This window comes from Serratia fonticola (assembly GCF_001006005.1).
GTDB lineage: Bacteria > Pseudomonadota > Gammaproteobacteria > Enterobacterales > Enterobacteriaceae > Chania > Chania fonticola.
Map to the genome: position 1 here is coordinate 1,723,854 of NZ_CP011254.1, position 13,102 is coordinate 1,736,955.

Below are 13,102 nucleotides of genomic sequence, written 5' to 3' on the forward strand. Positions count from 1 at the left end.
CGCTACAATCAGGACATTGGAGAGGGGTTGGATGATGACTATGCATGCAAATATAACCGGCGTTATTCTGGCCGGTGGGCGCTCTACCCGCATGGGAGGGAAAGATAAAGGATTGGTGCAAGTGGGGGATAAAACCCTGTACCAGCACGTACTGGGCCGATTAACACCGCAAGTGAGCCAGGTGATCATCAGTGCCAATCGCAATCAGCAATGTTATCAGCAAAGCGGTTTAGAGGTCGTCGGCGATCTGACCGCAGATTACCCCGGCCCTTTAGCCGGCATATTGGCAGGCCTCACTTATGCCCGCACACCATGGATTGTCTGCGCACCCTGCGACGTACCCGACTTCCCTCTCAACCTGGTAGAACAGCTTTGGCTGCATAAGGGCAATGCCTTGGCCTCCTATGCCAGCGACGGTGAGCGTGAACATCCTACCTTCGCTTTACTGCATACCAGTCTGGCAGAGGAACTCACCCGTTATCTAGCCCGGGGGGAACGCAAATTGATGCTGTTCATGGCGGCTGTCGGTGCACAACAGGTGGTGTTCAGTGGGCAGCAAGACGCCTTCCGTAATTTGAATACCCCGGAAGATTGCCAACAGTGGCAGCAGGAAAAGGGGGGCGATCAATGACGGAGTTATTGCCACCCTTGCTGGCTATCGCCGCCTATAGCGGCACAGGTAAAACCACGCTGCTTAAGCAATTGATCCCGCTATTAAAACAGCAGCAGGTGCGCGTTGGCCTGATCAAGCATACCCATCATGATATGGATGTAGATACGCCGGGTAAGGACAGCTATGAACTGCGCAAAGCCGGTGCAGACCAGACGCTGGTTGCCAGCGATCGGCGCTGGGCATTAATGAGCGAAACACCGGAGCAACAGCCTTTAGATCTCCAGTATCTAGCCAGCATATTCGATCACAGTAAGGTGGATTTGATCCTGGTGGAAGGGTTCAAGCATGAGCCGATCAGCAAAATTGTTCTCTATCGCGAGGAAGTCGGTAAACCGCTTGCAGACATGTTGGATCAGCACGTTATTGCCGTGGCCAGCGATAAGAAGATAGAAGGTGTTGCGCCGTTACTGGATATCAACCAGCCTGAAACGATCGCTGGGTTTATCGTTCAGTGGCTAAAGCAGACAAAGGCATAGTCCCCTCACCCTAACCCTCTCCCACAGGGAGAGGGAACCGATCGAGTCCGCTGGTTTCTCTGTGTAATACTTCAAATTTCTTATTACTCACCACTGTCGAATCTGCACGGGCTTATCCACGAAACCGGACAGCTCCCTCTCCCCCTACACAAGTGTTCAGGGTGTTCTCGGTGGGTACTCTGGGAGAGGGCTGGGGTGAGGGGTTTTCACTGTTATTTCCTGTTTTCTGCGCATAGCAAAAAGGCCATCCTTGTGGATGGCCTCTTGGCTTAATTGATGCCTGGCAGTGTCCTACTCTCGCATGGGGAGACCCCACACTACCATCGGCGCTACGGCGTTTCACTTCTGAGTTCGGCATGGGGTCAGGTGGGACCACCGCGCTATTGCCGCCAGGCAAATTCTGTTTCATTCCAACCGCTTCACTTTCGTGTCGCCATCGAAACCAATCTCGGAACTTCGCTGAAAATCTACTTCAATCTCTCTAAAACACCTTGGGTGTTGTAAGGTTAAGCCTCACGGATCATTAGTACTGGTTAGCTCAATGCATCGCTGCACTTACACACCCAGCCTATCAACGTCTTAGTCTTAAACGTTCCTTCAGGGGCCTTAAAGGCCCAGGGAAGACTCATCTCGAGGCAAGTTTCGCGCTTAGATGCTTTCAGCGCTTATCTTTTCCGCACTTAGCTACCGGGCAGTGCCATTGGCATGACAACCCGAACACCAGTGGTGCGTTCACTCCGGTCCTCTCGTACTAGGAGCAACCCCTCTCAATCTTCCAACGCCCACGGCAGATAGGGACCGAACTGTCTCACGACGTTCTAAACCCAGCTCGCGTACCACTTTAAATGGCGAACAGCCATACCCTTGGGACCTACTTCAGCCCCAGGATGTGATGAGCCGACATCGAGGTGCCAAACACCGCCGTCGATATGAACTCTTGGGCGGTATCAGCCTGTTATCCCCGGAGTACCTTTTATCCGTTGAGCGATGGCCCTTCCATTCAGAACCACCGGATCACTAAGACCTACTTTCGTACCTGCTCGAGCCGTCACTCTCGCAGTCAAGCTAGCTTATGCCTTTGCACTAACCTCACGATGTCCGACCGTGATTAGCTAACCTTCGTGCTCCTCCGTTACTCTTTGGGAGGAGACCGCCCCAGTCAAACTACCCACCAGACACTGTCCTCACCCCAGATTATGGGGCCGAGTTAGAACATCAAACATTAAAGGGTGGTATTTCAAGGTTGGCTCCATGCAGACTGGCGTCCACACTTCAAAGCCTCCCACCTATCCTACACATCAAGGCTCAATGTTCAGTGTCAAGCTATAGTAAAGGTTCACGGGGTCTTTCCGTCTTGCCGCGGGTACACTGCATCTTCACAGCGAGTTCAATTTCACTGAGTCTCGGGTGGAGACAGCCTGGCCATCATTACGCCATTCGTGCAGGTCGGAACTTACCCGACAAGGAATTTCGCTACCTTAGGACCGTTATAGTTACGGCCGCCGTTTACTGGGGCTTCGATCAAGAGCTTCGCCTTGCGGCTGACCCCATCAATTAACCTTCCAGCACCGGGCAGGCGTCACACCGTATACGTCCACTTTCGTGTTTGCACAGTGCTGTGTTTTTATTAAACAGTTGCAGCCAGCTGGTATCTGCGACTGGCTTCAGCTCCGAGAGCAAGTCTCTTCACCTACGCGCCAGCGTGCCTTCTCCCGAAGTTACGGCACCATTTTGCCTAGTTCCTTCACCCGAGTTCTCTCAAGCGCCTTGGTATTCTCTACCTGACCACCTGTGTCGGTTTGGGGTACGATTTGATGTTACCTGATGCTTAGAGGCTTTTCCTGGAAGCAGGGCATCAACTACTTCTGCACCGTAGTGCATCGTCATCACGCCTCAGGGTTGATAGCGTTCCGGATTTACCAGGAACACCCCCCTACACGCTTAAACCGGGACAACCGTCGCCCGGCTAGCCTAGCCTTCTCCGTCCCCCCTTCGCAGTAACACCGAGTACAGGAATATTAACCTGTTTCCCATCGACTACGCCTTTCGGCCTCGCCTTAGGGGTCGACTCACCCTGCCCCGATTAACGTTGGACAGGAACCCTTGGTCTTCCGGCGAGCGGGTTTTTCACCCGCTTTATCGTTACTTATGTCAGCATTCGCACTTCTGATACCTCCAGCAAACCTCACAGTTCACCTTCAACGGCTTACAGAACGCTCCCCTACCCAACAACGCCTAAGCGTCGCTGCCGCAGCTTCGGTGCATGGTTTAGCCCCGTTACATCTTCCGCGCAGGCCGACTCGACCAGTGAGCTATTACGCTTTCTTTAAATGATGGCTGCTTCTAAGCCAACATCCTGGCTGTCTATGCCTTCCCACATCGTTTCCCACTTAACCATGACTTTGGGACCTTAGCTGGCGGTCTGGGTTGTTTCCCTCTTCACGACGGACGTTAGCACCCGCCGTGTGTCTCCCGTGATAACATTCTTCGGTATTCGGAGTTTGCATCGGTTTGGTAAGCCGGGATGGCCCCCTAGCCGAAACAGTGCTCTACCCCCGAAGATGAGTTCACGAGGCGCTACCTAAATAGCTTTCGGGGAGAACCAGCTATCTCCCGGTTTGATTGGCCTTTCACCCCCAGCCACAAGTCATCCGCTAATTTTTCAACATTAGTCGGTTCGGTCCTCCAGTTAGTGTTACCCAACCTTCAACCTGCCCATGGCTAGATCACCGGGTTTCGGGTCTATACCTTGCAACTATTCGCCCAGTTAAGACTCGGTTTCCCTACGGCTCCCCTATACGGTTAACCTTGCTACAAAATATAAGTCGCTGACCCATTATACAAAAGGTACGCAGTCACACCACGAAGGTGCTCCCACTGCTTGTACGTACACGGTTTCAGGTTCTATTTCACTCCCCTCGCCGGGGTTCTTTTCGCCTTTCCCTCACGGTACTGGTTCACTATCGGTCAGTCAGGAGTATTTAGCCTTGGAGGATGGTCCCCCCATATTCAGACAGGATGTCACGTGTCCCGCCCTACTCATCGAACTCACAGTTAATGCATTTTAGTGTACGGGGCTATCACCCTTTGCTGCGCGACTTTCCAGACGCTTCCACTAACACAAGAACTGATTCAGGTTCTGGGCTGTTCCCCGTTCGCTCGCCGCTACTAGGGGAATCTCGGTTGATTTCTTTTCCTCGGGGTACTTAGATGTTTCAGTTCCCCCGGTTCGCCTCGTATGGCTATGTATTCACCATACGATAGTGTGTCGAAACACACTGGGTTTCCCCATTCGGGTATTGCCGGTTATAACGGTTCATATCACCTTACCGACACTTTTCGCAGATTAGCACGCCCTTCATCGCCTCTGACTGCCTAGGCATCCACCGTGTACGCTTAGTCACTTAACCTCACAACCCGAAGGTGTTTCTGTAAACAGAGACACTGTCGTGCTGTTTATTTGAGAGACTCTATGACAGGTTAATCCTTACCCCAATACATCTACGGAGGGATAAGTTTCAGCTGTCATGTTTCAATTTTCAGCTTGTTCCAGATTGTTAAAGAGCAATATCTTAAACACGACTCGCAAGAGTCATCTTTAAGATAATCAGTCACGAATGACCGGTGATAATGTCTTTCACTCATTATCGGATGGCGTCCCCAAGGGGATTCGAACCCCTGTTACAGCCGTGAAAGGGCAGTGTCCTAGGCCTCTAGACGATGGGGACACGAAAATCCGATTAAATAAAACTTCTTAATCGGTTCGTATCAGCATGAGTCCAGAAGACTCATTACATCAACAGGTAGCGCTTTGCTCATTACTTTTCATCAGACAATCTGTGTGGACACTGCACTTAACTGCATATCTTTAGGTAAGGAGGTGATCCAACCGCAGGTTCCCCTACGGTTACCTTGTTACGACTTCACCCCAGTCATGAATCACAAAGTGGTAAGCGCCCTCCCGAAGGTTAAGCTACCTACTTCTTTTGCAACCCACTCCCATGGTGTGACGGGCGGTGTGTACAAGGCCCGGGAACGTATTCACCGTAGCATTCTGATCTACGATTACTAGCGATTCCGACTTCACGGAGTCGAGTTGCAGACTCCGATCCGGACTACGACATACTTTATGAGGTCCGCTTGCTCTCGCGAGTTCGCTTCTCTTTGTATATGCCATTGTAGCACGTGTGTAGCCCTACTCGTAAGGGCCATGATGACTTGACGTCATCCCCACCTTCCTCCGGTTTATCACCGGCAGTCTCCTTTGAGTTCCCACCATTACGTGCTGGCAACAAAGGATAAGGGTTGCGCTCGTTGCGGGACTTAACCCAACATTTCACAACACGAGCTGACGACAGCCATGCAGCACCTGTCTCACAGTTCCCGAAGGCACCAATCCATCTCTGGAAAGTTCTGTGGATGTCAAGAGTAGGTAAGGTTCTTCGCGTTGCATCGAATTAAACCACATGCTCCACCGCTTGTGCGGGCCCCCGTCAATTCATTTGAGTTTTAACCTTGCGGCCGTACTCCCCAGGCGGTCGACTTAACGCGTTAGCTCCGGAAGCCACGCCTCAAGGGCACAACCTCCAAGTCGACATCGTTTACAGCGTGGACTACCAGGGTATCTAATCCTGTTTGCTCCCCACGCTTTCGCACCTGAGCGTCAGTCTTTGTCCAGGGGGCCGCCTTCGCCACCGGTATTCCTCCAGATCTCTACGCATTTCACCGCTACACCTGGAATTCTACCCCCCTCTACAAGACTCTAGCTTGCCAGTTTCAAATGCAGTTCCCAAGTTAAGCTCGGGGATTTCACATCTGACTTAACAAACCGCCTGCGTGCGCTTTACGCCCAGTAATTCCGATTAACGCTTGCACCCTCCGTATTACCGCGGCTGCTGGCACGGAGTTAGCCGGTGCTTCTTCTGCGAGTAACGTCAATGAACAGTGCTATTAACACCGAACCCTTCCTCCTCGCTGAAAGTGCTTTACAACCCGAAGGCCTTCTTCACACACGCGGCATGGCTGCATCAGGCTTGCGCCCATTGTGCAATATTCCCCACTGCTGCCTCCCGTAGGAGTCTGGACCGTGTCTCAGTTCCAGTGTGGCTGGTCATCCTCTCAGACCAGCTAGGGATCGTCGCCTAGGTGAGCCATTACCTCACCTACTAGCTAATCCCATCTGGGCACATCCGATGGTGTGAGGCCCGAAGGTCCCCCACTTTGGTCCGAAGACGTTATGCGGTATTAGCTACCGTTTCCAGTAGTTATCCCCCTCCATCGGGCAGTTTCCCAGACATTACTCACCCGTCCGCCGCTCGTCACCCAGGAGCAAGCTCCTTGTGCTACCGCTCGACTTGCATGTGTTAGGCCTGCCGCCAGCGTTCAATCTGAGCCATGATCAAACTCTTCAATTAAAAGCTTGATTTGCTTCAACTCGTGAAGCGATGCTCGAAAATTAACTTTCGTAATAATTCATTCGCATGAATTACTGCTTGGTCACTCTTCAAGACTTGATATTTTTTGCTACCGAAGTAGCTGGATATCGTCTTGTGAGTGCCCACACAGATTGTCTGATAAATTGTTAAAGAGCAGTGAGTTACGCGCTTTCGCTTGCTAACTCGAGGAGGCGTATACTACGCGATTCCCCTGAAGAGTCAACCTTTATTTCGGTGTTTTCACCGGGTTGGTCTTCCTGGCTGGGTGACTTGGTTCTCGTTAGAGGAGTCGTTGTTCCCGGTCAGTGGAGGCGCATTATAGGGAGTTCTCAGAAGGGCGCAACCCCTAAATTAAAAAAACTTTTCAAGCGCGGCTTTTTTCGGCAAAACGCTGTCTTGTTCGTCGTTTTTGCCACTTTTTCCCGAAAACAGCCGTAAAAGCTGGCGCTCCCTGGCGTAAAATGAAAGATAACAATGCAGTTAAAGGAACCGCAGCCATGCAATTCGATGCTCAACAACAGGCCGCACAGCGTAATCTTTCTTATCTGCTGGCAGAAAAGCTCGGCCAACAGATCCTGGCCGGTGAATATCAAGCCGGCAGCATCCTGCCAGGCGAGATGGATTTGGCAGAACAGTTTGGCGTCAGCCGCACTGCGGTACGTGAAGCGGTAAAAATGCTGGCGGCCAAAGGCATGCTGCTACCGCGCCCCCGCATCGGCACCAGGGTCATGCCCCAAAGCCAATGGAACTTCCTCGATCAGGATCTGCTGACCTGGTGGATGACCAGGGAGAACTTCGACCAGGTCATGCAGCACTTCCTTATCCTACGCACGTCCCTGGAACCTCAGGCCTGTTCATTGGCAGCCATCAACGCCACCTCGGAGCAAAAGACGCGATTGGTCACGCTGATGGCAGAAATGCAGGCGCTACACGTGGATTTTGACCGCGAACGCTGGATTGAAGTCGATACCCAGTATCACCAGCTGATCTATGAAGCCAGCGCCAATCCGTTTCTCACCTCGTTCGCCAACCTGTTCAGCTCGGTGTATCAAAGCTATTTCCGGGCGATCACCGGTAATGAAGTGATCAAACTGCAACACCATCAGGCCATTGTGGATGCCATAGTCGCCAGTGACAGCACCGCAGCCCTCACAGCATGCCAAACATTGTTGCAGGGAAATGCGTAAACTCCGCAGCTATATATAGAAGGAAAATGGGATCACGATGACAAAATCTGCACGCAGCATGGCAGGGTTGCCTTGGATCGCCGCGATGGCGTTCTTTATGCAGGCGTTGGATGCCACTATTCTCAATACCGCCTTACCGGCGATAGCCCACAGCCTCGACCGTTCCCCCTTGGCGATGCAGTCGGCGGTGATCAGTTACACCCTGACGGTTGCGATGCTAATCCCGGTGAGTGGCTGGCTGGCCGATCGCTTCGGTACCCGGCGGGTGTTTATTATCGCCGTATCCCTGTTTACCTTTGGCTCGCTATTGTGTGCCTTGTCCCCAACGTTGAGTTTCCTGGTCGCCTCACGTATTTTGCAGGGGATTGGCGGCGCGATGATGATGCCGGTAGCACGCCTTGCCCTGTTGCGGGCCTATCCGCGTAGTGAGCTGTTGCCGGTACTGAACTTTGTCACCATGCCTGGCCTGGTTGGACCAATAATGGGGCCACTGCTTGGCGGCTGGCTGGTTACTTACGCCACCTGGCATTGGATCTTCCTGATTAACATCCCGATAGGCTTGCTCGGCATCGTCTACGCCCGTAAATATATGCCAGACTTCACCACGCCGAAGCGGCCGTTTGATTTCATCGGTTTTATGCTGTTTGGCCTTAGCCTGGTACTCATCTCCACCGGCCTGGAGCTGTTTGGCGAGCAGGTGCTGGCCAATTACATTTCTCTGGGGGTGTTCCTGAGCGGCTTTGTGATGCTGTTTGGCTATATCATTCACGCCCGCCGCCACGCTCAGCCGCTGATTGGGCTGGATTTGTTCAAGACCCGCACCTTTTCCGTCGGCATTGCCGGTAACGTGGCCTCACGGCTGGGGACCGGCTGCGTTCCCTTCCTGATGCCGTTGATGCTGCAGGTGGCCTTTGGCTATTCGGCGATCGTCGCCGGTTGCATGATGGCCCCGACGGCGGTGGGTTCTCTGATGGCCAAGTCGACCGTTACCCAGGTGTTGCGCTGGTTCGGCTATCGCAAGACGTTGGTGGGTATCACTATCATTATCGGCGTGTTGATTGCGCAGTTCTCACTGCAAAGCCCAGGCATGCCGCTGTGGCTGATGATTTTGCCGCTGTTTGTTCTAGGGATGGCGATGTCGACGCAGTTTACTGCCATGAATACCATCAGCCTGGCAGATCTGAACGATGGCAACGCCAGTTCCGGCAATAGCGTACTGGCAGTAACGCAGCAGTTGTCTATCAGCTTTGGCGTGGCGATCAGCGCCGCCGTGTTGCGCTTCTATGGCTCGATGGAGATCGGCACCATGATCGATCAGTTCCACTACACCTTTATTACCATGGGGATAGTGACCGTTGCTTCGGCCTTCGTCTTTATGCTGTTAAGAAGAAAAGACGGCAATAACCTGATCACCGGCAAAGAGAAACCACGCAAAGAAGCGAAGGCGACCCGTTAGCGGTAACCGACGGAGTCTCTCTCCACCAGCTCTGGCGTCAGTACCAGGATCTGGGCATCACGTTCGGGGTTTTGCAGGCGGTTGATGAGCGCATCGATCGCCAGCTCCCCCAATGAATCTTTGGGCTGATGAATGGTGCTGAGCGGTGGGGCCAGATATTTGGCCAGTTCGATATCGTCGTAACCCATCACAGCCATATCCTTTGGCACCACCAGCCCGGCCTGATAAAGCGCCTGATAAACGCCGACGGCGACGGCATCGTTGCCGGCAAACACCGCATGAGGTGGCTCGGCTAACGCCAGAAGTTGCTTCATGGCGTGCACGCCCCCTTCAAACTCAAAGTCGCAATACACCTCATAGCCCGGCAGGATTTCAAGACCGGCACGCTTCATGGCGCGGCGATAGCCTTCCAAACGATGGCGCGCGGTGGTTTTATCCAGCGGCCCGGCGATACAGGCTATTTGGCGATAGCCGCGAGCGATCAGATGATCGGTAGCCATTTCCCCCCCCAGCAACGAGTTATCCTGAATGATATCGTTGGCCCCTTCGAACGGCGACCAGTCCATCATCACGATCGGCAAAGAGGGGTAGCGGCTCAGTGCATCCTGCGAAGGGCGGTGGTTTTCGGTACACATCACCAGCAGGCCATCCACCCGCTTTTGCAGCAGCGTTTCCATGCTGCTATTCATACGCGCCACATCTTCCTCTGTGTTGCACAGGATCAGGCTGTAGCCACGCTCGTAGCAGCTGCGTTCCACGCCGCGCACCACTTCGGCATAAAACGGGTTATTGCTGGAGGTCACCAGCATACCAATGGTACGCGTCGTATTGAGTTTCAGGCTACGCGCCAGAGCGGAAGGCGCATAGTTAAGCTGTTCCACGGCCACCATGACTTTGTCACGCACGCTGTCGCTGACAAAGCGATTGTTATTGATCACGTGCGAAACCGTCGAGGTTGAAACACCCGCCAGGCGGGCGACATCTTTCATGGTAGCCAAAGCGTTATCCCTGTTGCTGCAAGAAGGCGTCAATCTCTTCACGCCATGGCACAGAAGGCTGTGCACCGGGCCGGGTAACGGCAATGGCCGCCGCCGCATGGGCGAAACGCACCGCATCACTCATCACTTTTCCTTCAAGCAAGGCCGTAACCAAGGCACCGTTGAACGTATCACCGGCCGCGATGGTATCTACCGCCTTGACCTTAAAGCCCGGTACCAGTTTGCCCTTGCCGTTTTCACTCAACCACACGCCGCGGCTACCGAGGGTGATAATCACGCAGCCGATGCCTTTATCATGCAGGATGTTGGCGGCACGCTCGGCGTCAGCGTCATTATTCACCGCGATACCGGTCAGCCGCTGGGCTTCGGTTTCGTTCGGGGTGATCATGTCGATCATGGCTAACAGTTCGTCAGGCAGCTCACAGGCCGGAGCCGGGTTGAGGATCACCTGGGTTTGGTGCTGCTTGGCCAGTTTGGCGGCGGCAATCACCGTTTCCAGCGGTGACTCAAGCTGCATCAATAACGCATCGGCATCGATCACCCGTTGCCGATAGCGGTTGAGATAATCGGGAGTGACCGCCGCGTTGGCACCGGCATCGATACCAATCACGTTCTCGCCTTCGGCATTGACGAAAATCAGCGCCACGCCGGTGGTGCTGTCGGCGATAGCTTCAATCGGTTGGGTATCAATGCGATCGGTTGCCAGCTGTTGGCGAATACGTTCACCAATATCGTCTGCGCCTACGCAGGCAATAAAGGCGATATCCGCACCGCTGCGCCCGGCAGCCACCGCCTGGTTAGCCCCTTTGCCACCAAAGGCGACCTTATACTGCTGGCCGATCACCGTTTCGCCCGGCTGGGGAAACTGGTTGATATTGAGGATATGGTCGGCATTGATGCTGCCCAAAACCACCAGCTTTGCTGTTTCCATCACAGGGATCCCTTAAATTGCGCGCCATCGTCACGCCCCGTTCCGATGGCGCTGGAGATGACTTACTTGGTAACCAGTTTCAAATCAACCGGAATAGTCGCCGGTACTTTCTCGCCTTTCAAGATCTTATCAGCCGTTTCTACGCCAATCACACCGATCTGATCCGGACGCTGTGCCACGGTGGCAGCCAGTTTACCGCCTTCAACCGCTTTCACGCCGTCTGCGGTGCCGTCAAAGCCAACCACGATGACATCTGTTTTACCGGCTGTTTGCAATGCACGCAGCGCGCCCAGAGCCATTTCATCGTTCTGTGCAAACACGGCTTGCACGTCTGGATGCGCGGTCAGCAGGTTCTGCATAACGTTCAGACCCTTGGTACGATCGAAGTCCGCCGGCTGGCTGGCCAGCAGTTTAAACTTGTTCTGCTCCAGTGACTGTTGGAAGCCTTCACCACGTTCACGGGCAGCAGATGTCCCGGCAATGCCTTCCAGCTGGATCACTTTAGCGTCAGCACCGGCTTTCTGGGCAATAAAGTCACCGGCCATTTTACCGCCCACGCGGTTGTCGGAAGCGATATGGCTAACCACTTCGCCTTTCGCTGCCATACGGTCGAGCGTAATGACTGGGATCTTGGCCTGGTTGGCCATCTTGATGGCGTTACCTACCGCGTCAGAGTCGGTTGGGTTAATCAGCAGCAGTTTCGGGTTCTGCACCATCAGATCCTGCACGTTGGCCAACTCTTTCGCCGGGTTGTTCTGGGAATCCAGCACCACCAGGTTGTAACCCAGTTTGTTGGCTTCCAACTGCGCCCCCTCTTTCATCGAAACAAAGAACGGGTTGTTGAGCGTAGAAACCACCAGCGCGATGGTGTCTTTTGCCAGGGCGTTAGCACTCAGGGTGGCGGTTAACGCGATGGCCGAAACTAAGGTTGCCAGTTTTTTCATTTTCATGGTCGTGATTCCTGTAGGGGAGAGGTTACTTGTTACTTTTGTTGTCTACCAGAACCGCCAGCAGAATAACGGCTGCTTTCACGATCATTTGGTAGTAGGAAGAAACACCCAGTAAATTCAAACCGTTGTTCAGGAAGCCAAGGATCAGCGCCCCGATCAGGGTACCGACGATGCGCCCTTTACCCCCAGCCAGGCTGGTACCACCCAGCACCACCGCAGCGATAGCATCCAGCTCATAGCCGGTACCCGCGGTAGGTTGCGCAGAGGACAAGCGCGCCACTTCAATAACCCCAGCCAGTGCCGCCAGCAGGCCGCACAGGGAGTAAACGATGATTTTAACCCTATCGACGCTGATACCGGAAAGGCGGGTAGCCGCTTCGTTGCCGCCCAGCGCATAAATATAGCGGCCAAGACGGGTGTGATGCAGCATATACCAGGCGGCGATAAACACGATGGCCATGATCCAGATCGGGGTAGGAACGCCCAACGGGCGGCCAATCCCAAACCAGCCGAAGGTGTCGGCAACGTCAGTAAAGCCGGTATTGACCGGGCTACCGTTGGTGTACACCATGGTCACGCCGCGCAGTAACAGCATCATCACCAGGGTGGCGATAAACGCCTGAACCTTGCCTTTGGCAACGATAATCCCGGTACAGGCCCCTACGGCAGCCCCCAATGCCAGCGCAGCTGCCACAGCCACTACCGCATTGACTTCAAATCCGACAATCGAAGCCGCTACCGCCCCGGTCAGCGCCAACAGCGATCCGACCGACAAATCGATGCCGGAAGTCAGGATCACCAACGTCATACCGACCGCCATGATGGCGTTCACCGAGGTTTGCTGCAGAATATTGAACAGGTTATTAACGGTGAAGAAATTCGGGCTCATTGAAGACACCACGGCAATCAGCACCAGCAGGGCAATCAGCGATTTCTGCTCCAACAGCCACTCTTTACTGAACCAGCGCTTAGCTGCGACACTTTGTGAACTCATAT

At 53.8% G+C, this 13,102-nt stretch carries 8 protein-coding genes, 1 tRNA gene and 3 rRNA genes; 4 read left to right on the top strand and 8 right to left on the bottom strand.

What is annotated here, in order from left to right; all coding sequences use genetic code 11:
* Window positions 1–40: 40 nt before the first annotated feature.
* Together mobA and mobB are read left to right on the top strand one after the other, a co-directional pair.
* Window positions 41–631, top strand: a complete 591-nt coding sequence (gene mobA / locus WN53_RS07620) for a molybdenum cofactor guanylyltransferase MobA (RefSeq protein WP_024482973.1) — start codon at window positions 41–43, stop codon at window positions 629–631.
* Window positions 628–1,149: a molybdopterin-guanine dinucleotide biosynthesis protein MobB gene (mobB, locus tag WN53_RS07625; protein ID WP_024482974.1), complete on the top strand. Its 522-nt coding sequence runs from the start codon at window positions 628–630 to the stop codon at window positions 1,147–1,149. Before mobA ends, mobB begins: the two co-directional genes overlap by 4 nt.
* 278 nt (window positions 1,150–1,427) lie before the next feature.
* On the opposite strand, the gene rrf is transcribed toward mobB, so the two are convergent.
* From rrf to WN53_RS07645, 4 genes are all read right to left on the bottom strand, one after another.
* Window positions 1,428–1,543: ribosomal RNA gene (rrf, locus tag WN53_RS07630) — 5S ribosomal RNA — on the bottom strand.
* A gap of 108 nt (window positions 1,544–1,651) precedes the next feature.
* A 23S ribosomal RNA gene (locus WN53_RS07635) occupies window positions 1,652–4,559 on the bottom strand.
* 242 nt (window positions 4,560–4,801) lie between these two features.
* A tRNA-Glu gene (locus WN53_RS07640) sits at window positions 4,802–4,877 on the bottom strand.
* Between the two features lie 145 nt (window positions 4,878–5,022).
* A 16S ribosomal RNA gene (locus tag WN53_RS07645) occupies window positions 5,023–6,563 on the bottom strand.
* Together the 16S, 23S and 5S rRNA genes with 1 tRNA gene alongside form the textbook arrangement of a ribosomal RNA operon.
* 518 nt (window positions 6,564–7,081) lie before the next feature.
* Here WN53_RS07645 and WN53_RS07650 point away from each other — a divergent pair.
* Both WN53_RS07650 and mdtD read left to right on the top strand, forming a co-directional pair.
* The gene (locus WN53_RS07650; RefSeq protein ID WP_024484665.1) at window positions 7,082–7,771 is read left to right on the top strand and encodes a FadR/GntR family transcriptional regulator; all 690 of its coding nucleotides are present in this window, start codon (window positions 7,082–7,084) and stop codon (window positions 7,769–7,771) included.
* A 37-nt stretch (window positions 7,772–7,808) separates the two neighbouring features.
* The gene (mdtD, locus tag WN53_RS07655) at window positions 7,809–9,227 is read left to right on the top strand and encodes a multidrug transporter subunit MdtD (RefSeq protein WP_024484666.1); all 1,419 of its coding nucleotides are present in this window, start codon (window positions 7,809–7,811) and stop codon (window positions 9,225–9,227) included.
* Here the strand turns inward: mdtD and rbsR are convergent.
* The 4 genes from rbsR to rbsC all read right to left on the bottom strand — a co-directional run bounded on the left by rbsR (window position 9,224) and on the right by rbsC (window position 13,100).
* Window positions 9,224–10,225: a ribose operon transcriptional repressor RbsR gene (gene rbsR, locus WN53_RS07660; RefSeq protein ID WP_024484667.1), complete on the bottom strand. Its 1,002-nt coding sequence runs from the start codon at window positions 10,223–10,225 to the stop codon at window positions 9,224–9,226. The genes mdtD and rbsR overlap by 4 nt on opposite strands.
* Window positions 10,226–10,229: 4 nt before the next feature.
* Window positions 10,230–11,156, bottom strand: a complete 927-nt coding sequence (rbsK, locus tag WN53_RS07665) for a ribokinase (protein ID WP_024484668.1) — start codon at window positions 11,154–11,156, stop codon at window positions 10,230–10,232.
* Window positions 11,157–11,218: 62 nt separating this feature from the next.
* Entirely contained in the window at window positions 11,219–12,106 is an 888-nt protein-coding gene (gene rbsB / locus WN53_RS07670; protein WP_024484669.1) for a ribose ABC transporter substrate-binding protein RbsB, read from the bottom strand.
* 25 nt (window positions 12,107–12,131) lie between these two features.
* A complete protein-coding gene (gene rbsC / locus WN53_RS07675) occupies window positions 12,132–13,100 on the bottom strand; it encodes a ribose ABC transporter permease (RefSeq protein ID WP_024484670.1) in 969 nt (322 codons plus the stop codon).
* Window positions 13,101–13,102: the final 2 nt, after the last annotated feature.

Excerpts from the sequence above, each read along its gene's own strand:
- rbsC (WP_024484670.1), bottom strand. The coding sequence starts at position 13,100 with ATGAGTTCACAAAGTGTCGCAGCTAAGCGCTGGTTCAGTAAAGAGTGG.
- rbsK (WP_024484668.1), bottom strand. The coding sequence starts at position 11,156 with ATGGAAACAGCAAAGCTGGTGGTTTTGGGCAGCATCAATGCCGACCAT.
- WN53_RS07650 (WP_024484665.1), top strand. The coding sequence starts at position 7,082 with ATGCAATTCGATGCTCAACAACAGGCCGCACAGCGTAATCTTTCTTAT.
- mdtD (WP_024484666.1), top strand. The coding sequence starts at position 7,809 with ATGACAAAATCTGCACGCAGCATGGCAGGGTTGCCTTGGATCGCCGCG.
- rbsB (WP_024484669.1), bottom strand. The coding sequence starts at position 12,106 with ATGAAAATGAAAAAACTGGCAACCTTAGTTTCGGCCATCGCGTTAACC.
- mobA (WP_024482973.1), top strand. The coding sequence starts at position 41 with ATGCATGCAAATATAACCGGCGTTATTCTGGCCGGTGGGCGCTCTACC.
- mobB (WP_024482974.1), top strand. The coding sequence starts at position 628 with ATGACGGAGTTATTGCCACCCTTGCTGGCTATCGCCGCCTATAGCGGC.